23 protein-coding genes are annotated in these 20,682 nt (G+C 66.7%); 13 read left to right on the top strand and 10 right to left on the bottom strand.

The annotated features are described in order from the left end of the window. Nucleotides 1-2 precede the first annotated feature (2 nt). Nucleotides 3-659, bottom strand: a complete 657-nt coding sequence (gene rpe, locus ACQHGV_RS14845) for a ribulose-phosphate 3-epimerase (protein ID WP_440978765.1) — start codon at nt 657-659, stop codon at nt 3-5. Nucleotides 660-692: 33 nt separating this feature from the next. Beyond that, nucleotides 693-2,036 (bottom strand): RsmB/NOP family class I SAM-dependent RNA methyltransferase, encoded by a 1,344-nt coding sequence (locus tag ACQHGV_RS14850; protein ID WP_440978766.1) that lies wholly within the window; start codon nt 2,034-2,036, stop codon nt 693-695. Nucleotides 2,037-2,104: 68 nt separating this feature from the next. On the opposite strand from ACQHGV_RS14850, the gene ACQHGV_RS14855 reads away from it, so the two are divergent. Further along, nucleotides 2,105-2,266, top strand: a complete 162-nt coding sequence (locus ACQHGV_RS14855) for a DUF1674 domain-containing protein (protein ID WP_440978767.1) — start codon at nt 2,105-2,107, stop codon at nt 2,264-2,266. Between the two features lie 209 nt (nt 2,267-2,475). Here the strand turns inward: ACQHGV_RS14855 and argB are convergent, their stop codons facing one another. Further along, nucleotides 2,476-3,375: an acetylglutamate kinase gene (gene argB / locus ACQHGV_RS14860; protein WP_183952968.1), complete on the bottom strand. Its 900-nt coding sequence runs from the start codon at nt 3,373-3,375 to the stop codon at nt 2,476-2,478. Between the two features lie 59 nt (nt 3,376-3,434). Continuing rightward, entirely contained in the window at nt 3,435-4,088 is a 654-nt protein-coding gene (locus ACQHGV_RS14865) for a queuosine precursor transporter (protein WP_183952967.1), read from the bottom strand. A gap of 283 nt (nt 4,089-4,371) precedes the next feature. On the opposite strand from ACQHGV_RS14865, the gene ACQHGV_RS14870 reads away from it, so the two are divergent. After that, nucleotides 4,372-5,781: a M20/M25/M40 family metallo-hydrolase gene (locus ACQHGV_RS14870; RefSeq protein ID WP_440978768.1), complete on the top strand. Its 1,410-nt coding sequence runs from the start codon at nt 4,372-4,374 to the stop codon at nt 5,779-5,781. A gap of 300 nt (nt 5,782-6,081) precedes the next feature. Here ACQHGV_RS14870 and ACQHGV_RS14875 read toward each other — a convergent pair whose 3' ends face one another. After that, nucleotides 6,082-6,840, bottom strand: coding sequence for an EAL domain-containing protein (locus ACQHGV_RS14875; RefSeq protein ID WP_440978769.1), 759 nt, complete (start codon nt 6,838-6,840; stop codon nt 6,082-6,084). Between the two features lie 220 nt (nt 6,841-7,060). On the opposite strand from ACQHGV_RS14875, the gene ACQHGV_RS14880 reads away from it, so the two are divergent. Beyond that, nucleotides 7,061-7,384 carry a hypothetical protein gene (locus ACQHGV_RS14880; protein WP_409790525.1) on the top strand — a complete coding sequence of 108 codons (324 nt, stop codon included), beginning with the start codon at nt 7,061-7,063 and terminating at the stop codon, nt 7,382-7,384. A 68-nt stretch (nt 7,385-7,452) separates the two neighbouring features. On the opposite strand, the gene rpoZ is transcribed toward ACQHGV_RS14880, so the two are convergent. Further along, entirely contained in the window at nt 7,453-7,797 is a 345-nt protein-coding gene (gene rpoZ / locus ACQHGV_RS14885) for a DNA-directed RNA polymerase subunit omega (protein WP_007407028.1), read from the bottom strand. A gap of 147 nt (nt 7,798-7,944) precedes the next feature. Here rpoZ and ACQHGV_RS14890 point away from each other — a divergent pair, with 147 nt between their 5' ends. Then, nucleotides 7,945-9,141, top strand: coding sequence for a phospholipase D-like domain-containing protein (locus ACQHGV_RS14890; protein ID WP_440980219.1), 1,197 nt, complete (start codon nt 7,945-7,947; stop codon nt 9,139-9,141). A gap of 95 nt (nt 9,142-9,236) precedes the next feature. Here the strand turns inward: ACQHGV_RS14890 and ACQHGV_RS14895 are convergent, their stop codons facing one another. Then, nucleotides 9,237-9,851 carry a class I SAM-dependent methyltransferase gene (locus ACQHGV_RS14895; protein WP_409790522.1) on the bottom strand — a complete coding sequence of 205 codons (615 nt, stop codon included), beginning with the start codon at nt 9,849-9,851 and terminating at the stop codon, nt 9,237-9,239. A gap of 146 nt (nt 9,852-9,997) precedes the next feature. On the opposite strand from ACQHGV_RS14895, the gene ACQHGV_RS14900 reads away from it, so the two are divergent. Then, nucleotides 9,998-10,318, top strand: coding sequence for an antibiotic biosynthesis monooxygenase family protein (locus tag ACQHGV_RS14900; protein WP_440978770.1), 321 nt, complete (start codon nt 9,998-10,000; stop codon nt 10,316-10,318). Nucleotides 10,319-10,469: 151 nt separating this feature from the next. Here the strand turns inward: ACQHGV_RS14900 and ACQHGV_RS14905 are convergent, their stop codons facing one another. Then, on the bottom strand, nt 10,470-12,761 hold the full coding sequence (locus tag ACQHGV_RS14905) for a CDC48 family AAA ATPase (protein WP_440978771.1): 2,292 nt from the start codon (nt 12,759-12,761) through the stop codon (nt 10,470-10,472). A gap of 263 nt (nt 12,762-13,024) precedes the next feature. On the opposite strand from ACQHGV_RS14905, the gene ACQHGV_RS14910 reads away from it, so the two are divergent. Then, the gene (locus ACQHGV_RS14910; protein ID WP_409790514.1) at nt 13,025-13,915 is read left to right on the top strand and encodes a LysR substrate-binding domain-containing protein; all 891 of its coding nucleotides are present in this window, start codon (nt 13,025-13,027) and stop codon (nt 13,913-13,915) included. Between the two features lie 273 nt (nt 13,916-14,188). Here the strand turns inward: ACQHGV_RS14910 and rpmG are convergent, their stop codons facing one another. After that, a complete protein-coding gene (gene rpmG, locus ACQHGV_RS14915; protein WP_007407030.1) occupies nt 14,189-14,356 on the bottom strand; it encodes a 50S ribosomal protein L33 in 168 nt (55 codons plus the stop codon). Nucleotides 14,357-14,563: 207 nt separating this feature from the next. On the opposite strand from rpmG, the gene ACQHGV_RS14920 reads away from it, so the two are divergent. From ACQHGV_RS14920 to ACQHGV_RS14950, 7 genes are all read left to right on the top strand, one after another. Then, nucleotides 14,564-14,902 carry a hypothetical protein gene (locus ACQHGV_RS14920; RefSeq protein ID WP_440978772.1) on the top strand — a complete coding sequence of 113 codons (339 nt, stop codon included), beginning with the start codon at nt 14,564-14,566 and terminating at the stop codon, nt 14,900-14,902. A 12-nt stretch (nt 14,903-14,914) separates the two neighbouring features. Beyond that, nucleotides 14,915-15,472, top strand: coding sequence for a hypothetical protein (locus ACQHGV_RS14925; RefSeq protein ID WP_440978773.1), 558 nt, complete (start codon nt 14,915-14,917; stop codon nt 15,470-15,472). A gap of 113 nt (nt 15,473-15,585) precedes the next feature. Continuing rightward, nucleotides 15,586-16,083, top strand: a complete 498-nt coding sequence (locus ACQHGV_RS14930; protein ID WP_409790506.1) for a Dps family protein — start codon at nt 15,586-15,588, stop codon at nt 16,081-16,083. A 100-nt stretch (nt 16,084-16,183) separates the two neighbouring features. Then, nucleotides 16,184-16,516: a hypothetical protein gene (locus ACQHGV_RS14935; RefSeq protein WP_440978774.1), complete on the top strand. Its 333-nt coding sequence runs from the start codon at nt 16,184-16,186 to the stop codon at nt 16,514-16,516. 378 nt (nt 16,517-16,894) lie between these two features. Next, nucleotides 16,895-17,326 carry a hypothetical protein gene (locus ACQHGV_RS14940; RefSeq protein WP_440978775.1) on the top strand — a complete coding sequence of 144 codons (432 nt, stop codon included), beginning with the start codon at nt 16,895-16,897 and terminating at the stop codon, nt 17,324-17,326. A gap of 67 nt (nt 17,327-17,393) precedes the next feature. Beyond that, the gene (locus tag ACQHGV_RS14945) at nt 17,394-17,579 is read left to right on the top strand and encodes a DUF1328 family protein (RefSeq protein WP_183952338.1); all 186 of its coding nucleotides are present in this window, start codon (nt 17,394-17,396) and stop codon (nt 17,577-17,579) included. A gap of 7 nt (nt 17,580-17,586) precedes the next feature. Next, nucleotides 17,587-19,179 (top strand): cisplatin damage response ATP-dependent DNA ligase, encoded by a 1,593-nt coding sequence (locus ACQHGV_RS14950; protein WP_440978776.1) that lies wholly within the window; start codon nt 17,587-17,589, stop codon nt 19,177-19,179. A gap of 132 nt (nt 19,180-19,311) precedes the next feature. On the opposite strand, the gene murA is transcribed toward ACQHGV_RS14950, so the two are convergent. Continuing rightward, nucleotides 19,312-20,592, bottom strand: a complete 1,281-nt coding sequence (murA, locus tag ACQHGV_RS14955) for a UDP-N-acetylglucosamine 1-carboxyvinyltransferase (RefSeq protein ID WP_440978777.1) — start codon at nt 20,590-20,592, stop codon at nt 19,312-19,314. Nucleotides 20,593-20,682: the final 90 nt, after the last annotated feature.

Genomic DNA, 20,682 nt, shown 5'->3' on the forward strand with positions numbered 1-20,682 from the left:
GATCAGCCGCGCAGGGCGGCGATGTTGGCGGCGTATTGCGATGGCCCGCCCCGGAAGGCCGCCGTCCCCGCGACCAGCGCATCGGCGCCCGCCTCGATACAGCGCTTGGCCCAGTGCGGATCGACCCCGCCATCGACCTCCAGATCGATGGCACGGCCGGAATGATCGATCATCTTGCGGATTGCCGCGATCTTCTTGAGCTGGCTCTTGATGAAGCTCTGCCCGCCAAAGCCGGGGTTCACGCTCATGACAAGGACCAGGTCGACCATGTCGATCAGATAGTCGAGCATCTTGGCCGGCGTACCGGGGTTCAGCACGACGCCGGCGCGCTTGCCCAGCCCCTTGATATGCTGGACCGTGCGGTGGATGTGCGGCCCCGCCTCCGGGTGCACCGTGATCGTGTCCGCCCCCGCCTCGGCAAAGGCATCCAGATAGGCGTCGATCGGCGCAATCATCAGATGCACGTCGAACGGCTTGGTCGTGTGCGGGCGCAACGCCTTCACCACCGCCGGGCCGATGGTGATATTGGGCACGAAATGCCCGTCCATCACATCGATGTGAATCCAGTCGGCGCCGGCGGCGTCGATGGCGCGGACTTCCTCGCCCAGCTTGGCGAAATCGGCGGACAGGATGGAGGGAGCGATACGGACCGGGAGCATGGCATTCGTCCTTAACGTCATATCGCGCCCAAGTCAGCCTTTGCGTTGCAGCATCGCGATGAAGAAGCCGTCGAGCCGCCCCTCCTTTGCGAGGAGCGTGGGCAGGGTACGGATCGTGCCCTTGTCGGTCACCCCCGGCCACTCGCCGGTGATAGGGACCAGCGCATAATCGGGGCGTGCCTCCAAAAAGGCCGCGATCTGCGCCTCGCCTTCCTCGGGCTCCAGCGAGCAGGTGGCATAGACCATATGGCCGCCGGGCTTCAGCCAGTCGGCGGCGCGGGCCAGGATCACGCGCTGCAATTCGGCCATCTCGGCGATGATCGCGGGGCGGACGCGGTAGAGGACATCCGGATGGCGGCGGAAGATACCGCTGGCGCTGCACGGCGCGTCGACCAGGATCGCGTCGGCCTGCTCCTTGGGCGCCCATTCGCGCAGGTCGGCGGTGACGACCTCGGCAGATTGGCCGGTGCGCTCCAGATTCTCGTTCAGCCGCGCGAGGCGGGCTTCGGACTGGTCGATCGCGGTGACGGTCCAGCCGGCGGCGGCGAGCTGCAGCGTCTTGCCCCCCGGCGCGGCGCACAGGTCGAGCACATGCCCCTTCCCCTCGCCCAACAGGCGCGCGGGGATCGAGGCGGCGAGATCCTGCACCCACCAGGCGCCCTCGTCGAAGCCCTGCAACTCCATCACCGAATGGCCCGAGGGCAGGCGGACATGACCGGGCAGCAGGCTGACCCCGCCCAGCTTCTCCGCCCATTCGGCGGTCGCGGCGGGATCGGCCAGCGTCAGGTCGAGCGGCGGCGGGGCGGCGATGGCATGGGCGGCGGCCTCGACCATCTCCTCGCCCCAATTCTCCTCCCAACGCGCTTCGGTGGCGTCGGGCAGCGCGGGGATTTCGGGGAGCAGGACGCCGCTCTTGGTGATGGTGCTGAACACGCCGTGGACCAGCTTGCGCGGGCCGCCATCGACCAGCGGCAGCACGGTCGCGATCGCGGCGTGCGGCGGCGTGCCCAGCGCCAGCACCTGCACCAGCGCGATGCGCAGCGCGAAACGCGCCTTGGCATCGTCGGGCAGCCGCTGCTTGGTCGCCGAATCGATCAGCGCGTCGAGATCGGGCAGGCGGCGCAGCGTCTCGGCGGCGATGGCGTGCGCCAGGCCCCGGTCCGGTCCTCCCGCCAGCGCGCGCGTCGCCGAGGCGAGCGCGGCCTCCAGCGGCTCACCCCGACGCAGCACCGCGTCGAGCAGGCGGATGGCCGCGCGGCGGGTGGCGGTGCCCAGCGGCTCGCTGGGGCGCTGCGGTCCCCCGCGCCGGTCACCGCCCTTGGGTCCACCACGGCGATCGGGGCGGCCACGGGTCGGCGATTGGGGAGGACGTGTCACTTGGCAAAACTCCTGTCAGCCCCGACATGGGCTGCGATATATCCGCCCCTTAGTCGAAAGGACCGCCCATGGGCCAGCGCCCCGACCATGTGAAGCCGCCCGCCTATCTGTCGCAGAACCCGCCGGTGCCGGAACCCGAGGCCAAGCCGGAGCCGCAGGAGGACCCGTTGGGGAAGAACCCGGTGCGGTACGGGGATTGGGAATTGAAGGGGATCGCGGTCGATTTTTGACCGACTCCGCTTCCTTCTTAAGCCCCTCCCGCAGGCGGGAGGGGTTTGGGGAGGGCAAGGAGCCTCGCAGAGTTGATCGCTTGTGGCTTGCCCTCCCCCATCCCCTCCCGCTTGCGGGAGGGGAGCAGCTAGGGGCCAGGGTAGGCTACCCCCACCCCCCGTTCAGCCTGAGCGAAGTCGAAGGCCACGCCCCGACCCCACCACGCACATCACCGCCGGACCAGAGTCCCCGCCCCCTGTTTGGTGAAAATCTCCAGCAGCATCCCATGCGGAACACGCCCGTCCAAAATCACCGCCGCGTCCACCCCGGCCTCGACCGCCGAGACGCAGGTTTCCAGTTTCGGGATCATCCCCCCCGAAATCGTGCCGTCCGTCCGCAGCTCCGCGATCCGCGCCGGGTTCAGGTCGGTCATCAACTCCCCCTGCTTGTCGAGAACCCCCGCGACATCGGTCAGCAGGAAGAAGCGCGATGCGCCCAACCGCGCGGCGATCGCGCCCGCCATGGTGTCGGCGTTGATATTATAGGTATGCCCGTCCATCCCGATCGCGACCGGCGCGATCACGGGGATGATGCCGTCCGCGCACAGGCTTTCGATCAGGCGCGGATCGACCGACACCGGCTCGCCGACGAAGCCCAGATCGACATGGCGCTCGATTCCTTTCAGCGGATCGGCCTCGCGCCCCTGTACCTTCTCGGCGATGACGAGGCCGGCGTCCTTGCCCGAGATGCCGACCGCGCGGCCCCCGGCGGCGGAAATCCAGCTGACGATTTCCTTGTTGATCGATCCCGCCAGGACCATCTCGGCGATCTGCGCGGTTTCCTTGTCGGTGACGCGCAGGCCGTTGACGAACTGCGACTCGACGCCCAGCCGCTTGAGCATCGCGCCGATCTGCGGCCCGCCGCCATGCACGACCACCGGGTTGATGCCGACCGCCTTGAGCAGCACCATGTCCTCGGCGAAGTCGCGCTGCCGCTCGGGATCGCCCATGGCGTGGCCGCCATATTTCACCACGAAGGTCTTGCCCGCGTAACGCTGGAGATAGGGCAACGCCTCGGTCAGCGTCTCGGCCTTGGCGAGCAGGGCGGCGTCGGGATCGTGGTTGGTCATCCCCGCCCTTTATCGCGGGGCGGCGGCGGGGAAAACCGGCAATATGCCCGGTCTCGAGGTCAGGCCCGGTCCAGCTTGCGTCCCAACCCCACGAACACATAGATTAGCGGCGGGATCAGTATGGCGGACAGCGCGACTTTGGCGATCATCTGGCCCACGATCAGCGGGCCGATCGGAAACTCGCCGTAAAAGGCGATGGTCACGAACAGCAGCGTGTCGACGATCTGGCTGAGCATGCTGGCGATCGCCGCACGCAGCCAGAGGAGCTTGCCGCCCTCCCTGCCCTTCAGCGCGGCGAAGATGGTGACGTTCAGCGTCTGCGACACGCCGTAGGCGACGATGCCGCCCAGCCAGATCCGCCAGGTGGACCCCAGCACCAGCTGGATCGCGTCGCGATTGGCCGGGATCATCTCGGGCGAGGCGGGCAGCGAATAGACGATGAAGGACAGCGCCAGCGACACCAGCAACGGCACGAAGCCCACCCGCACCAGCCGCCCGGCGACCTGCGGCCCATGCAGTTCGGCGACCGCGCTCGACGTCACGACCAGCAGCAGGAAGGCGAAGATCCCCGCCTCCACCGCCAGCGGCCCCAGCGCCACCTGCTTGTTGCCCAGCACGCCCGCGATACACACCATGCCGCCGTAAAAGATCGACAGCGCGAACAGCGAGGGCGAGATCAGGCGGGGGCGAGCGGCAATGTCGGGCTGGTCCATCGGCGACTGCTAGCGCGAAAACGGTCCGGGGCAAAGGATTAGGCGCGTTTCCTGCCGCTCGCGGGTATGGCCTGCGGCCATGCCCCTCCACCATCCTTCGGATGGTCCCCCTCCCCAAGCACAGCTTGGGGAGGAATGACGCTCCAAATCCTCCCCAAGCTGTGCTTGGGGAGGGGGACCGCGCCCGCAAGGGCGTGGTGGAGGGGCATCACCGCCAACGACTTGCGCGCACCGCCCCGACACGCTCTATTCCCCGCCGACACGGAAAAAGCAGGGGGATCATATGCGGTTGGCAAAATGGCTCGGCGGGGTGGCCGCGGCACTGGCGATTCCCGGGGCGATGCTGCCGGGTATCGCGGCGGCACAGGATCGGCCCGACCAGAAGGCGTTCTTCGACCTCTACAAACAGCTGGTCGAGACCAACACCGCGCTGTCGGTGGGCAGCTGCACCCAGGCCGCGTCGCAGATCGCCGACCGGCTGAAGGCGGCGGGCTATAGCGATGCCGACATCACCCTGTTCTCGGTGCCCGACCATCCCAAGGACGGCGGCATCGTCGCAGTCCTGCCCGGCACCGACAAGAGGCTGAAGCCGATGCTGCTGCTCGGCCATCTCGACGTGGTCGAGGCCAAGCGCGAGGACTGGACCCGCGATCCGTTCAAACTGATCGCGGAGGGCGGCTATTATTACGGGCGCGGCACCGTCGACGACAAGGCGATGAGCGCGGTCTGGGCCGACACGCTGATCCGCCTGAAAAAGACCCCGCCCAAGCGCACCATCAAGATGGCGCTGACCTGTGGCGAGGAGACGACCTTCGCCTTCAACGGTGCGGAATGGCTGGCCAAGAACAAGCCCGACCTGATCGCCGCCGAGTTCGTCCTGAACGAGGGCGGCGGTGGCCGGCTGGACGACCAGGGCCAGCGGCAGTTGCTGGCGGTGCAGGTCGGCGAGAAGGCGGCGCAGAACTACACCTTCCTGGCCACCAACCCCGGCGGCCACAGCTCGCAGCCGACACCGGAAAACGCGATCTACGAACTCGCCGATGCGGTGAAGGCGGTGCAGGGTTATGAATTCCCCGTCATCCTGACCGATACGACCCGCGCCTTCCTGACCGCGACCGCGCAGCGCGTCGGCGGCCAGCTGGGCGATGCGATCACCCGGTTGCTCGCCGATCCGACCGACAAGGCGGCCGATGCGATCGTCAGCCGGGACAAGGCGCTGCATTCGACGCTGCGCACCACCTGCGTCGCGACGCTGCTGCAGGCCGGCCATGCCGAAAACGCCCTGCCCCAGCGCGCGACCGCCAATATCAACTGCCGCATCTTTCCCGGCGAAACGGTCGAGGGGACGCTGGCGAAGCTGAAGGAACTGGCGGGGCCCAAGATCACCGTCACCGCCAACCAGCCGGTGCGCCCGACCGCGATCCCGCCCAAGCTGGACCCGAAGATCATCGGCCCGATGAAGACGGTCGCGGCCAAGCACTTCCCCGGCGTCGCGATGGTGCCGATGATGTCGACCGGCGCGACCGACGGCATCTTCTTCCAGGCGATCGGCATCCCCGTCTACGGCGCGCCGGGCATCTTCATCGAGAAGGACATGTCGGGCATCCACGGCCTGAACGAGCGGATTCCGATCAAGTCGCTCTATGACGGGCGCGACTATCTCTACGACTTGGTCCGCGCCTACGCCTATTGAGGGATCGAAGGACGGCGCCGTTCAGTGGGGGAGCATGCCGATCGACATGCACGGCATTCCTCCCCTGCAAGGGGAGGTGGCAGGCCGCAGGCCTGACGGAGGGGTGTCACCATCTGAGAATGGGACGGAACCGCAACCGGTTACACCCCTCCACCATGCTGCGCATGGTCCCCCTCCCCTTGCGGGGAAGGAATGAAGGTTATCGCGCCCGCCTCTCAGGGCCCTCCTGGATGCCGCAGTCCGCACGTCATCCGGTGAGGGCATCACCGCCAAGTCGCGACATAGTCGTGCCGCGCATTTTCAGCCGACCAGCGCGTCCGCGTGTATCCGCGGCAGGCGTTCGAGTTCGGGGCGGGCATACCAGTAACCCTGGTGATAGCGGACGCCGAGGTCGTTGAGCGTCGCCGCTTCCGCCGCCGTCTCGATCCCCTCGGCGATCAGCAGCGTGTCGAGTTCGGCGCACAGCGACACCATCGATCGCACGATCGCGCGGCGACGGGGATTGGTGTCGATGTCGCGGATCAGCTCCATGTCGAGCTTGATCTCGTCGGGCACGAAGCGCGCGAACATGTCGAGGCCCGAATGGCCCGCGCCGAAATCGTCGATCGCGACCGAAAAGCCGATCTGCTTATAGGTGTCGATGATGCTCGCGACATGTTCGGGCGAGCCCATTTCCTCGTTCTCGGTGAATTCGAAGATCAGCCGGTCGATCGGCATGTTGACCGACTGCGCGGTGCGCATGGTCAGCTGGATACAGGCCAGCGGCGAATAGACCGCGTTAGGCAGGAAGTTGATCGACAGTCGCGCGTCGGTATCCATCAGGCCCGCCACCATCGCGCTTTCGATCGCCTTCACCCGGCACGCCTGGTCGAACGAGTAGCGATTCTCCTCGGTCACGCGCGACAGCACGCCGTAAGCGCCCGATCCGTCCAGTCCGCGCACCAGCGCTTCATAGGCGAAGGGTTGGCCGGTATGCGTGTCGACGATCGGCTGGAACGCCATCGCGAACGGTATGTCGAAATCGATACCGTCCCGGCACCCGCTGCAGATCTTGCGCATTTCCATGCCCCCGGTCTGACCGGGATTGGTTAAGCGCCCGTCAAGATCGGACCATAGGCCGGCATTTCGCCCATGTGCCAGTATCTTGGCCCCATCCGAAAACCGAACCGATTCCCGTCGTCATCCTGCCACGACGCTGAACGCTCCCGCCACCGGCGGTTCAGCTTGGCCGGCGCAGTCTGCCCGTCACCGGGAGCTGCTTTGCATTGGGATGAAGGTCATGAAGATGCTCAAGACGGGCCTGTTGCTGGCCCTGGCCGGCGGTACGCTGGTGGCGACGGCCGCCGGGGCGCAGGACTGGCGTTACGACGATTACATGGCGCACCGGGCCGGTCGCGGGGCCGCGATCCACGCCTATCAGGCCGGACGGGACCAGCGCGCCGCCGATACCGCCGCCTATTATGGCGATTATCGTGCGGCCGATGCCTATGCCCATGCCGCCGCCGTCCGGCGAGCCGAGGCTCGGCGCGACGTGCGTTTCGCCCGGCATGAGCGCCACGCCGCGCGCTGGGATTACTGGCATGGCGGCGGCTGGGGTTACTGAGCCCATGCAAAAGGGCCGGCGCGAGGGTTCGCACCGGCCCTTTTCATATCGGGAGTCCGGACGGCGGATCAGCCGTCGTAATCGGCACCCAGATTTTGGTTGCGCGGCGGGGCGGCGGCGGTCAGGCGCAGCGCCTCGGCCGAGGCCTGCAGGCTGCCGACGTCATCCGCCTCGTCCTCGTCGTCGATCTGGACGCGCTGCAGGCTGTTGACGACTGCTTCTTCCAAATGAGTCGGACGAACGGTTTCCTCGGCGATCTCGCGCAGCGCGACGACCGGGTTTTTGTCGCGATCGCGATCGACGGTCAGATCCGCACCACCCGAAATCTGACGGGCCCGCTGCGCCGCGAACAGCACCAGATCGAAACGGTTGGGAACCTTGTCGACGCAATCCTCGACGGTGACGCGCGCCATGCGTGTGTCCTTCGCAAATAATGCTGGGATGAAAGCGGGCCACCTAGCAGCAACGGGCGCCCAAGTCAAAAGCCATGGCCGGTGCAACATGCGCGTCACCTCGACCGTTACGCTTTCGACAGGATCATCTGCCGGAGGACCCGCCCCATTTCCGTCGCCCCGCCGCCCGACCAGCCCCCCGAGCAACCGGTCTTCCGGGTCGATGGCCACCGCCTGACCCTGCTGGATACGGGACCCCGGCGGCTGGAGGCGTTGCTGGCGCTGATCGCGGGGGCGCGGCACTGTCTGCGTATCCTCTATTATATCTATGCCGACGATGCGACCGGGCGGCGGGTGCGCGATGCGATGATCGACGCCGCCCGGCGCGGGGTGGCGGTCAGCGTGATCGTCGACGGATTCGGCGCCGGCGCGGACGAGGATTTCTTCCGCCCCCTGCTGGAGGCGGGCGCGCGGCTGTCGCGGTTCGAGCCGCGCTTCGGCCGCCGCTATCTGCTGCGCAATCACCAGAAGCTGGCGCTGGCCGATGCCGGGCACGATTCCCGGATCATCATCGGCGGCTTCAATATCGAGGATGATTATTTCGGCACCCCCGCCGACCAGAGCTGGCGCGACCTGGGCCTGTTGGTCGAGGGGCCGGCGGCGGCGCGGATGGCGGGCTATTTCGATGCGCTGTTCGCCTGGACGCAGAACCCCAAGGGACGGTTGCGCAACCTGAACAAGGCACTGGCGCATTGGAGCGAGCCGGCGGGGCCCCTACGCTGGCTGATCGGCGGCCCCACCCGGCGGCTGTCGCCCTGGGCGCGGACGGTGCGCGACGACATGCGGCGCGGGCGGCGGATCGACGTGATCGCGGCCTATTTCACCCCCAGCCCCACCATGCTCCGCCGGCTCGACCGCGCCGGGCGCCGCGACGCGCAGGTGCGCATCGTCACGGCAGGCAAGTCGGACAATCAGGCGACGATCGCGGCGGCGCGCTTCACCTATGCGGGCCTGTTGCGCAAGGGCGTGCGGATCTTCGAATATCAGCTCACCAAGCTGCATACGAAATTATACGTCATCGACGACGCGGTGCATGTCGGCTCGGCCAATTTCGACATGCGCAGCCTGTTCGTGAATCTGGAGCTGATGCTGCGGATCGAGGACGCCGCCTTCGCCCGCCATGTCCGCGCCTATATCGACGGGGAGGTCGCGCGGTCGGAGGCGATCACGCCCGACTGGTACAAGCGCCACACCAACTGGTTCCAGCGGTTGCGCCAGTTCGCGGCCTATCTGCTGATCGCGGTGATCGACCCGTCAGTGTCGCGCGGGCTGAATTTCGGGATCGAATCGCCCGATGGCGATTGATCCGAAGCCAACGTCATTGCGAGGGTAGCGAAGCAATCCAGGGCGTCCTGATCCGGCCCTGGATTGCTTCGCTACCCTCGCAATGACGAAAAAGGTCAGTCCTTCCAAGCCCAGTAGAGCTGGGCGGGGGGTACGTTCCACCATTCCATGTCATGGTCGATGTTCGACCAGTGCGGAACCAGGAAGTCCTTCACCTTGGGGCTGAACTGATAGACCAGGAAGGCACCGCCGGGGCGCAGCACGTCATGCGTCGCCTGCGCGATCGCGGGGCCGACGCCGGGCGGCAGGGTCGAGAAGGGCAGGCCCGACAGGACATAGTCGGCATGATCGAACCCATGGTCGCGCACGATCTTCTGCACGTCAGCCGCCGATCCGTTCACCGCCGCGAAGCGGGAATCGACGATGGTGTGGCTGAGATAATCGCAGAAATCGGCATTGGTATCGATCGCGATCAGCTTGGCGTCGGGTGCCATCCGCTCCAGGATCGGGCGGCAGAAGGTGCCGACGCCGGGGCCATATTCGACGAACAGCTTGGTATTGGCCCAGTCGACCGGACCCAGCATCTTGCGGATCAGCTTGCCCGAGGACGGGATGATCGAGCCCACCATCACCGGATGCTTCAGGAACTGCTGAAAGAACATCTGGCCGGGCGACGGATAACCCGTGGCGTCGGTGCGGGACTTGCGCGCGGCGGTGGTCGAGCTGGGCATCGAGTTCCTGTCGTTCGTGATCCCCGCGAGGAGGACGCGCGAGGGAAACCCCCTCGTCGCACAGGTGCCGAACGACTTTCAAGCTATTGGGTTGCGGTCGGGGGGTGCATTCCGTCGCAAAGCGGACTGGCAAAAGGGGGCGGAGAATGGATCGGACGGGGCAGATCGCGGTGATTTTCGTGTCGCAACGGAGGGATAGCGACGCCCAAGGCTATGCGGCGGCCGCCGATGCGATGGAAACGCTCGCCGCGCAACAACCGGGCTATCGCGGCGTCGACAGCGCGCGCGGGGCGGATGGGCTGGGCATTACCGTCAACTGGTGGGCGGATGAGGCCAGCGCCTTGGCGTGGCGTGAGCATCCCGAGCATGCGGCGATCCGCGAGCGTGGGCGGGCGGAATGGTATTCGGCTTATGAGATTGCGGTGGCCGAGGTCGGGCGGAGTTATATGTGGGGCGATAAATCCTGACCTTCGATCTTGCCGCTCCCCTCCCGCAGGCGGGAGGGGATGGGGGAGGGCAAGGAGTCTCACCGAGACCATCGCTTGTGGCGAAGCCCCCACCCCAAACCCCTCCCCCCTGCCGGGAGGAGGGGCTTAATTAAGATGAGGGCTTAGCAAGCTAGGGCTGCTTGTCGCCCCTCGGCGTCAGCATCCCCGGCGCGATGAAGCCGATCGGCTGGATCGCCGCCGCGTCCTGTTTCAGCTTGGCGGCGATCTGTTCGTAATCGCGCTCCATCTCCGGGGTGACGCTCGCGCGCGCCTCGGTCAGCGCCTCGTCGAACGCGGCCATGTCGACCTGGGTCGCGCCCAGCGACTTGCGCAACGCGATCAGGCCCGCCCGGCGCACGACATCGCCCAAGTCCGCGCCGGTGAAGCGGTCGGTCCGCGCCGCCACATCATTCAGGTCCACGTCCGCCGCCAGCGGCATCTTGGCGGTCTGGATACCCAGAATCCGCCGCCGCCCCGCCTCGTCTGGCACACCGACATAGATCAGCTCGTCGAACCGCCCCGGCCGGAGCAGCGCGGGGTCGACCAGATTGGGCCGGTTGGTCGCACCGATCACGACGACCGACTGGAGCTCCTCCAGCCCGTCCATCTCGGCCAGGATGGTGTTGACCACCCGCTCGGTCACCTGCGGCTCGCCCAGGCCACCGCCGCGCGCGGGCACCAGCGAATCGAGTTCGTCGATGAAGATCACTGTCGGCGCCACCTGCCGCGCGCGCTGGAACAGGCGGGTGATCTGCTGCTCGCTCTCACCATACCATTTGGACAGCAGGTCGCTCGACTTGGTGGCGATGAAATTGGCCTGCGCCTCGCGCGCCACCGCCTTGGCGAGCAAAGTCTTACCGGTGCCGGGCGGGCCATAGAGCAGGAACCCCTTGGCCGGCCGGATGCCCAGCCGCCGGAACGCATCCGGGTCCTTCAGCGGCAGCTCGACGCCTTCCTTCAGCTTCATCTGCGCGGTGTCGAGCCCGCCGACATCCTCCCAGCGCACGGTCGGCGCCTGCACCATCACCTCGCGCATCGCCGAGGGCTGGACGCGCTTCAGCGCCTCCATGAAGTCCTCGCGCGTCACCGACAGCGTGTCGAGCACCTCGGCGGGGATCGTCCGCTCCTCCAGGTTCAGGCGCGGCATGATCCGCCGTACCGCCTCGATCGCCGCCTCGCGGGTCAGTGCGGCCAGATCGGCACCGACGAAGCCGAAGGTGGTGCGCGCCAGCTCGGCCAGATCGACCTTGTCGCCCAGCGGCATGCCGCGCGTATGGATGCCGAGAATCTCGCGCCGCCCGCGCTCGTCGGGAACGCCGACCACGATCTCGCGGTCGAACCGGCCCGGCCGCCTGAGCGCCTCGTCGATCGCCTCGGGCCGGTTGGTCGCGGCGATGATGACGAGATTCGCGCGCGCCTCCAGTCCGTCCATCAGGGTCAGGAGCTGCGCGACGAGCCGCTTCTCCGCCTCGCCCTGCACCCGGTCGCGCTTGGGTGCGATCGAATCGATCTCGTCGATGAACACGATCGAGGGCGCGGACTTAGTCGCCTCCTCGAAAATCTCGCGCAGCCGCTGCTCGGATTCGCCGTACGCCGAGCCCATGATTTCGGGGCCGTTGATCAGAAAGAACTGCGCATCCGATTCATTGGCCACCGCACGCGCGAGGCGCGTCTTGCCGGTGCCGGGCGGGCCATGCAGCAGCACGCCCTTGGGCGGCTCGACCCCCAGCCGCTCGAACAATTCGGGATAGCGCAGCGGCAGTTCGACCATCTCGCGCAACTGGTCGATGGTCGAGGCCATGCCGCCAATGTCATCGTACGTGACGTCGGCACGGCGGGCCTCACGCGGTTCCTCATATTCGGGGCGCAGCTCGACCTCGGTATTCTCGTCGATATGGACCACGCCCTTGGGGCTGGCCGCGACGACCGCGAGGCGGATTTCCTGGAGCGCATAGGCGGGCGCATTCATGAACTGCGCGACGCCCGGCGGCATGTTGGTGACGCGCTGCTGCCCTGCGGTGGCCACCACATCGCCCTGGCAGAGCGGGCGGTTGAAGAAGGTGCGCTTCAATGCCTGCGCCGAGCCCTGAAGCCGCAGATTCTGCTGTGCGGGGGCGAAGACGACGCGCGTCGCGGGCTTCGATTCGACGCGGCGCACCTCGACGAAATCGCCCGAGCCGACGCCGGCATTCGCCCGCTGCAACCCATCGATGCGCAGCAGATCGAGGCCCTCGTCCTCGGGATAGGGCGCGACCGCGCGCGCCGGTGTCGCCTGCTTGCCGACGATCTCGACGACATCGCCCTCGGTAATGCCCAGCGCCGCCATCAGCGTGCGCGGCAGATGGGCCAGGCCGCGCCCGGAATCCTCGGGGCGGCTATTGGCCACCTGTATCTTGCGGGTCGGCGCGTCGCTGTCGGCCATGATCGTCCCTTGGCAAAGTGTCTGAAACACGAAAGCGCGGGACGTGGGGGCGGGTTCCGGCCAGCGAAAGGCCGGCCCGCCAAGCGGAGGCAAAAAAAAGGGCCGATCGAAACGACCAGCCCGTAAAAGTTTTTAGGAGAGGATGCCTGAAAGGCCCGTTCCTTTTGCGGCGCAGCACGCTATGTTGCAAGTGCGAAAAGCTTGGCTATGATTGCAGTTTATGCAATTCTCTGGTCGAGAGGGTATCAAACAACAGGTGCGAGATGCGCAGGCTCCCCCCGCTGGGTGCGATCGAAGCCTTCGTCCAGGTGGTGCGCCTGGGCTCCATCAAGGCGGCCGCCGAGGAACTGGCTTTGTCCGCGCCCGCACTCAGCCGGCGTGTGCAGACGCTGGAGCGCTTCGTCGGCAAGCCGCTATTCGCCAGGCGGCACCAGGCGATGGTGCCCAATGACGACGGCCAACTATTGATGGAGCAGATCGCGCCGCTGCTCGACCAATTGTCCGACGCGGTGGAGGCGATGACCAGCGGACAGGAGGTGCTGCGGCTGCGGCTCGGCGTGCTGCCGCTCTATGCGGCGCAGCGGCTGTTCCCGCATATGGGGCTGCTGCGCGCCGCGCATCCCGAACTGCATCTCGACATCGATACCGCCGGGCATGGCATCACCCGGCTGGGCGACGGGCTGGACGCAGTGATCGCGCTGGGCCGCGACATCGACCCGTCGCTCTATGCCAAGCGGCTGGATTTCAACAAAGTCTATGTCATAGGCTCGAAGCGGCTGATCGAGGGCCCCAATCCCCTGCTCCGCCCCGAACAGATGAACGGCATGACCGCGCTGCTCCACCGCGAAATGCCCGACGCCTTCACCGCCTGGTGCCAGGCGGCGGGGCTGACCAACATCAAGCCCAAGGCGATCGACTTTTTCGACTCGGGCGGGCTGATGCTGGAGGCGGCGGCGCAGGGACTGGGCGTCGCCTTCATGCACGCCAGCCATTTCGAACATGCCCAGGACCCACGGCTCGTCCGCCTGTTCGATATCGAGGTCGACAGCCCGTACAGCCACTGGTTCGTCTGCCGCCCGCGTGCGCTTCAGCAGAAATCGGTGAAGCTGTTCCACGACTGGCTGATCGCCACGCTGTACCCGGCGGCGGCGTAGTCCCCTTTCAAAGCCGTGTTGTTCACACCCGCCGCCAGCCAAGGGCACGCCCCTCCCGCAGGCTGGAGGGGATGGGGGAGGGAAAGCCACAGGCGGCGGTCTCGGTGAGACTCTCTGCCCTCCCCCCGGCCCCCTCCCGCCTGCGGGAGGGGGTGCGCGCTTGGCTCGCGGCAATACAAAAACCAACGACAAAAAGCCGCGCGCCCTGACGGACGGCGGCTTCACGCCTTCAAGCATTCACGGGGCGACGCGAACGGTCGCCCCCCTCGCGAATTACTTGATCTTGGCTTCCTTGAACTCGACATGCTTGCGCACGACCGGGTCGTACTTGTTGAAGCTCAGCTTCTCGGTCTTGGTGCGCGGGTTCTTCTTCGTGACGTAAAAGAAGCCGGTATCAGCCGAGCTGACGAGCTTGATCTTGACGGTGGTCGGCTTGGCCATGACCTGGTTCCTGTATGCGTGAAAAAGCGAAAGCGGCAGCCGGAGCCGCCGCTATATAAGCGCCGCCCATGGCCCATGGACCCGCATGAGTCAAGCTTTTCGCCCCATTTAAGCCGCTCTTTACGCGGATGGGCATAGCGTCACATCCCCGCGCGGGCGGGGTGTCGGCCGCCAAGGCCGGACGGAAACGCCATGGGACGAAAGCCAATGGGTGAAAGCGAATCGGGCGGTACGGGCGAATCGGCAGCGGATGTCCGCGCGCAGCTCTGGGCGCGAATCGCGGCGCTGGACGTCAGCGTCCCCTATGCCGCCGCCGCCGATCTGGCGGCCAAGGTGGAGGCGATTCGCCGGATCGCCCATGCGCATGGCCTGACCCCCGCCGTCACCGTCACCCATTTCATCGAACGCGTCCTGGCACGCAGCGAAACACCGCCGCCCGTCCATGGCTGGCTGGCGATGCTGACCGAGGCGGTGGCGAGCGAGCGGCAGGATTATGAAGCCGCCGACCGATTCGCGCTGGCCTGTTCGGCGCGGCTGGCGGGCTGAATGGATGTGCTGATGATCGCGCTGGTCTCCGCACTGCTCGCGCAGGGCGCCGGACGGGTGGCCGCGCTGGCGGCGCAGACGACCGATCGGACAGGCCGGCCGGGCGCGGTGATGCTTGGCGTCCTGGCCGCGCAACTGATCGTCGTCGGCGTCGCGGTCCAGCTGGGCGTCACGATCGCCCCCAGCCTGACGCCGGAGACGCGGACCCTGTTGCTCGGGCTCGCGATCGGTCTGGCAGGCGCGGGTCTGCTGGGACGACTGCCACCGCGCGTGTCGCCCTTTGGCTCTCCGCGTCTGGGCGCGTTCGGCATCGCGATGCTCGGCGGCGGGGCGATCATGCTGGCCGATTCGCCCGCCTTCGTCATCGCGATGGCTGCCGCGCGGTCGCCGCTGCCCTGGGCGGCGCTGCCCGGTGCGCTGATCGGAACGGCGGGCGCGGTACTGCCCGCCATTCTACTGGGCGAACGGGACTGGCGACGCCTGCCGCTGCGCCTGATCCGGATCGGCGGCGGCGCGGTGATGCTACTTGCCGGCACCATCATCGCCCTGTCCGCGCGGGGCCTGATCTAGGGCGTCGATCACTCTGCGCGGGCTTTACGCATGGATTTGCGGGAGCGTTTGCGTCATCGGATCGTTCACGCAACGATCCAGACAGCAACACTATCGATAGCGGGAGCCTATCCATGTCCGATATCAATCCGGCGCTCGATACGCCGACCGACCTGAGCCGCAACGCCACCGCCAGCGTCGCCGATGCGCTGAACGGCGCGCTCGCCGACTGCTACGCGCTGTACCTGAAGACCAAGAATTTCCACTGGCACGTCTCGGGCCCGCATTTCCGCGACTATCACCTGATGCTCGACGATCAGGCCGCACAGATCCTGGGCGTGACCGACGCCATTGCCGAGCGCGTGCGCAAGACCGGCAACGTCACGCTGCGCTCGATCGGCGACATCGCGCGCCGCCAGACCATCGTCGACAATGACCGCGAATTCGTCTCCGCCGCCGATATGCTGGTCGAACTGCGCGACGACAATCTCAAGCTGGTCGAGCGCTTCCGCGTGGTGAAGGACGCCGCCGAGGAAGCCAAGGACAATGCTACCAGCGGCATCGTCGACGAATGGACCGACCAGGCCGAGGAACGCGCCTGGTTCCTGTTCGAGGCCGGTCGCAAGGGGTGATTCGACCCGCTCGATGATGCAGGAAAAGCCCCGGTGAAAGCCGGGGCTTTTTCATATCCGCCTTGCCGGGAGAACCGGGCGATACCGCCGGCTTTTCCCGATGACCGGCTCCCCCTATATCGAGATCATGGTCTTCGATCTCGGCCGCGCGTTTCGGAAAAAGGAAGAGTTCGAATCGGCGCGGCTGATGGATTTCGAGTTCCGCCAGCGCTCGCGCGCGACCAAGAATTTAGTGCAAATCCTGGGCCTGTCGGACAACATCGCGGCCGGGATCGTGGCGACGCTGACTGAAGAGGCGTCGCTGGAACGCCTGTCAGCCCTGTCGGGCGTGCCTTTGGATGCCGTGCGCGTCCATTATGCCGAATGCCTCGTGACCGCCCGTGCGCAGCTTATCGAGGAACGTGGCGACCCGACACCGCAGCGACTCGCCTGACACGCACGCCATCATGCACGCAGCGTGTAGCGGTGCGTGGTATCGCCCGGCCTTGCGGTTATGCCGCTGCCCAAGCCAACCCGCATGTGCATGGCAGGACCCGATAACGTCCCGCAGGGCGCAAAAGGGGGGCCTTTCTCTGCGTCTCGTTTGGCATGAAAACCGGCTTGATGGCGAAATTGCAAAACCATAAAATCGGCCCATGAACCGCGCATTCGTTCCGACCCAACACGATCGCCGCAATCTGACGGCGGTGTCTGTGTGCGCGCTCGGCTCATGGGATAGCTGAACCCTATCCATCAGTCCGATGCTGACCACCCCGCCCAATCGGCGGGGTTTTTTATGCCGGTTGGGCCTTTTCCCAAGGACGACAAGGCCATGTATTTTACCGACGACGACGCCATCGAACATGTGGCATCCGGCATCATCGATCGTACCTTGCCCAAAAGCGAATGGACCCATGCGGGTCACTTCGCCGCGGCGCTTTGGCTATGCCGCCATCGCCCAGACTTGGCCAAGGCAGACGCAATACGAGCGCTCATCACCCGATATAACGAAGCAACCCATATCGCGAACACCGACACGAGCGGCTATCATCACACGATCACATTGGCATCGATGCGCGGCGCTGCATTCTGCCTTGCCGGTCATGCGGAAACGGTGCCCCTGCATATCGTTCATGCCGCGCTGATGACCTCTCGTCTCGGCAGTCCGGATTGGCTTCTCGCTCATTGGAGCCGCGAAATCCTGTTCAGCGTGGCGGCGCGCCGGAACTGGGCCGAACCCGATCTGCATCCGCTGGCGTTCTGACGATCCGTAAGCGGAACAGCAACCCTCCCCGCCGGTTACCCTCCTATCAGGTCAGGAGGATTGCCCCATGCTCAAGCTCGCCATCATCTTTCTCGTCGCCGGCCTCGTGCTGGGTGCGCTCGGCTTCGGTGGCATTGGCGGCGCGTTCGTCGGGATCGCCAAGATCCTGTTCTTCATCGCGATCGCGCTGTTCGTGATCTTCCTGGTGCTCGGGCTGGTCGCGGGCAAGTCGGTGAAGAACGCGATCGACTGACGCGTCGATGCGCGAATTCGCGGCCCTGCTCGATGCGCTGATCTATACGCGCTCGCGCAATGCCAAGCTGAAGCTGGTCGCGGATTACCTCGCCGCCACGCCCGATCCCGACCGGGGTTGGGCGATGGCGGCGTTGACGGGCGATCTCGACCTGCCGGGCGTCAAGCCCGCGCTGATCCGCGCGCTGATCGAACAGCGGGTCGACCCCGTGCTGTTCCGCATGAGCCGCGACTATGTCGGCGACACCGCCGAGACGGTCGCTTTGCTCTGGCCCGCACCCGACCACCCGCTCGATCCCATGCCATTGTCGGTCAGCGCGGTGGTGGAGCGATTGCGGCATCTGTCGCGCTCGGACGCACCCGCCGTGCTGGCCGACATGCTCGACCGGATGACGGCGGAGGAGCGGTTCGCGCTGCTCAAGATGGCGACCGGGGGCCTGCGCATCGGCCTGTCCGCCCGGCTCGCCAAGACCGCCTTCGCCCAGCATTTTGGGTTGGATGTCGAGGCGGTGGAGGAAGTCTGGCACGGCCTGTCGCCGCCCTATGCCGAACTCTTCGCCTGGGGCGAGGGCACCGGCGCGCAGCCGACACCCGCCGATGTGCCGGTCTTCCGCCCCTTCATGCTCGCGCATCCGCTGGAGGATCTGCGGGTCGACCTGACCGACTATGCCGCCGAATGGAAATGGGACGGCATCCGGGTGCAGATCGTCCATGTCGCGGGCCAGACGCGACTCTATAGCCGCACCGGCGACGACGTGACCCACGCCTTTCCCGATGTCGCCAGCGCCTTCGATAAGGTCGGTGCAGTCGACGGCGAGCTACTGGTCAAGGGCGAGCATCAGGGCGGCACGCTGGAGGATGGCGGGGGTGCCGCCAGCTTCAACGCGCTCCAGCAACGCCTCGGGCGCAAGACGGTGTCGGCGAAGATGCTGGCCGATTATCCCGCCTTCGTCCGGCTCTATGACATATTGGTCGACGGGACCGAGGATGTGCGCGCCCTCCCCTGGACCGAGCGGCGGCAGCGGTTGGAGGCTTTCGCCGCCAAACTCGATCCCGACCGGTTCGACGTCAGCGCGGTGATCGAGGCGGAGGATTTCACCGCCCTCGAAGCCTTACGCGCCACCGCCCGCGACGCGGCGATCGAGGGCGTGATGCTCAAGCGGCGAGATTCTCCCTATAGCGGCGGGCGGCGTGTCGGCCTGTGGTACAAATGGAAACGCGATCCGCTGACCGCCGATTGCGTGATGATGTACGCGCAGCGCGGCAATGGTCGCCGGTCGAGCTATTATAGCGACTATACCTTCGGCTGCTGGACCGAGGAGGGCGAGTTGCTGCCCGTCGGCAAGGCCTATTCGGGGATCACCGACGAGGAACTGCGTGCACTGGACCGTTTCGTGCGCGCGCATACGGTCCACCGCTTCGGCCCGGTACGCGAGGTGGAAAAGACACTCGTGCTGGAGATCGCGTTCGATTCGATCCACGAGTCGAAGCGGCACAAATCCGGCGTCGCCATGCGCTTCCCCCGCATCGCCCGCATCCGCACCGACAAACCCGCCGCCGAAGCGGACCGGGTGGAGACGTTGAAACGGTTGGTGACGTAGGGCGTCTCGTTTCTCCCCTGTAAGGGGAGGTGGCAGCGCGCAGCGCTGACGGAGGGGTGTCTCGGCCAGCGGGGACACCCCTCCACCATCCCTCGGATGGTCCCCCTCCCCTGCAAGGGGAGGAATAGGAGGTTAGTCCCCGACGCGCTCGATGTCCGCGCCGACGGCCGACAGCTTCTCCTCCAGCCGCTCATAACCGCGATCGAGGTGGTACACGCGGGCGACCGACGTCTCGCCTTCCGCTGCCAGGCCAGCCAGGATCAGGCTCATCGAGGCGCGCAGGTCCGTCGCCATCACCGGCGCGCCGGTCAGCTTGTCGACGCCCTTCACCATCGCGGTGCGGCCATGGACCTGGATGTCCGCGCCCATCCGCGCCAGTTCGGGCACGTGCATATAGCGGTTCTCGAAGATCGTCTCGGTCAGGGTGCTGGTGCCCCCCGCCTTGCACAGCATCGCCATGAACTGCGCCTGCATGTCGGTGGCGAAGCCCGGATAGGGTGCGGTCGACAGGGTCAGCGGCTGGAGCGGGCCGTGCGCGGTGACGCGGATCGAATCGCGCTTCTCCTCGACGGTGACGCCCGCCTCGGTCAGCGCGGCGAGCGTCGCGCGCATATCCTCGGCACAGGCACCGACCAGTTCCAGGTCGCCGCCGGTGATCGCCGCGGCACAGGCATAGGAGCCCGCCTCGATCCGGTCGGGCATCACCGAATAGGTCGCGCCGTGCAGCCGATCGACACCCTCGATGGTCAGCGTCTCGGTGCCGACGCCGTCGATCCGCGCGCCCATCGCGATCAGCAACCGGCAGAGGTCGACAATCTCGGGCTCGCGCGCGGCATTGCCCAGGACCGAGGTGCCCTTGGCCGTCACGGCGGCCATCAGCGCATTCTCGGTCGCGCCGACCGACACCACCGGGAAGGTATAGCGTCCACCAGGCAAGCGACCGCCCGGCGCGCTGGCCTTCACGTAACCGGCGGTCAGCTCGATCTCGGCGCCCAGCGCCTCCAGCGCCTTCAGGTGCAGGTCGATCGGACGGTTGCCGATCGCGCAGCCGCCGGGCAGCGACACCCGCGCCTCGCCCATGCGCGCCAGGATGGGGCCGAGCACCAGGATCGACGCGCGCATCTTGCGCACGATGTCATAGGGCGCCTCGGTCGAGAAGAGCTGCCCCGCGCGGATCGTCATGACCCGGCCGAAATCCTCCGGACGCGTGCCCTCGACGCGGGTAGACGCGCCGATCTGGTTGAGCAGATGGCCGAACCCGTCGACGTCGGCGAGGCGCGGCAGGTTGCGCAGCGTGACCGGTTCGTCGGTCAGGATCGCGCAAGGCATCAGGGTGAGCGCGGCGTTCTTCGCGCCCGAGATTTTCAGGCGGCCCGACAGCCGGTTGCCGCCGCGAATGAGGATACGGTCCATAGACCGGCCCTCCTAGCGGACGCACGCGCCACCGCCAAGGGTGGCACACGCTTTTGCCCCCGCAATCCGCCGGCCGGTGACGGTGGCCGG

The organism is Sphingomonas pseudosanguinis (assembly GCF_052056765.1).
Taxonomy (GTDB): domain Bacteria; phylum Pseudomonadota; class Alphaproteobacteria; order Sphingomonadales; family Sphingomonadaceae; genus Sphingomonas; species Sphingomonas pseudosanguinis.

Coding starts and splice junctions, on each gene's coding strand:
- ACQHGV_RS14880 (WP_409790525.1), top strand. CDS start 7,061: ATGAAGATGCTCAAGACGGGCCTGTTGCTGGCCCTGGCCGGCGGTACG.
- ACQHGV_RS14930 (WP_409790506.1), top strand. CDS start 15,586: ATGTCCGATATCAATCCGGCGCTCGATACGCCGACCGACCTGAGCCGC.
- ACQHGV_RS14935 (WP_440978774.1), top strand. CDS start 16,184: ATGACCGGCTCCCCCTATATCGAGATCATGGTCTTCGATCTCGGCCGC.
- rpoZ (WP_007407028.1), bottom strand. CDS start 7,797: ATGGCGCGCGTCACCGTCGAGGATTGCGTCGACAAGGTTCCCAACCGT.
- rpe (WP_440978765.1), bottom strand. CDS start 659: ATGCTCCCGGTCCGTATCGCTCCCTCCATCCTGTCCGCCGATTTCGCC.
- murA (WP_440978777.1), bottom strand. CDS start 20,592: ATGGACCGTATCCTCATTCGCGGCGGCAACCGGCTGTCGGGCCGCCTG.
- ACQHGV_RS14925 (WP_440978773.1), top strand. CDS start 14,915: ATGATCGCGCTGGTCTCCGCACTGCTCGCGCAGGGCGCCGGACGGGTG.
- ACQHGV_RS14905 (WP_440978771.1), bottom strand. CDS start 12,761: ATGGCCGACAGCGACGCGCCGACCCGCAAGATACAGGTGGCCAATAGC.
- ACQHGV_RS14940 (WP_440978775.1), top strand. CDS start 16,895: ATGTATTTTACCGACGACGACGCCATCGAACATGTGGCATCCGGCATC.
- rpmG (WP_007407030.1), bottom strand. CDS start 14,356: ATGGCCAAGCCGACCACCGTCAAGATCAAGCTCGTCAGCTCGGCTGAT.
- ACQHGV_RS14895 (WP_409790522.1), bottom strand. CDS start 9,851: ATGCCCAGCTCGACCACCGCCGCGCGCAAGTCCCGCACCGACGCCACG.
- ACQHGV_RS14945 (WP_183952338.1), top strand. CDS start 17,394: ATGCTCAAGCTCGCCATCATCTTTCTCGTCGCCGGCCTCGTGCTGGGT.
- ACQHGV_RS14950 (WP_440978776.1), top strand. CDS start 17,587: ATGCGCGAATTCGCGGCCCTGCTCGATGCGCTGATCTATACGCGCTCG.
- ACQHGV_RS14865 (WP_183952967.1), bottom strand. CDS start 4,088: ATGGACCAGCCCGACATTGCCGCTCGCCCCCGCCTGATCTCGCCCTCG.
- ACQHGV_RS14875 (WP_440978769.1), bottom strand. CDS start 6,840: ATGCGCAAGATCTGCAGCGGGTGCCGGGACGGTATCGATTTCGACATA.
- ACQHGV_RS14910 (WP_409790514.1), top strand. CDS start 13,025: ATGCGCAGGCTCCCCCCGCTGGGTGCGATCGAAGCCTTCGTCCAGGTG.
- ACQHGV_RS14900 (WP_440978770.1), top strand. CDS start 9,998: ATGGATCGGACGGGGCAGATCGCGGTGATTTTCGTGTCGCAACGGAGG.
- ACQHGV_RS14855 (WP_440978767.1), top strand. CDS start 2,105: ATGGGCCAGCGCCCCGACCATGTGAAGCCGCCCGCCTATCTGTCGCAG.
- ACQHGV_RS14870 (WP_440978768.1), top strand. CDS start 4,372: ATGCGGTTGGCAAAATGGCTCGGCGGGGTGGCCGCGGCACTGGCGATT.
- argB (WP_183952968.1), bottom strand. CDS start 3,375: ATGACCAACCACGATCCCGACGCCGCCCTGCTCGCCAAGGCCGAGACG.
- ACQHGV_RS14920 (WP_440978772.1), top strand. CDS start 14,564: ATGGGTGAAAGCGAATCGGGCGGTACGGGCGAATCGGCAGCGGATGTC.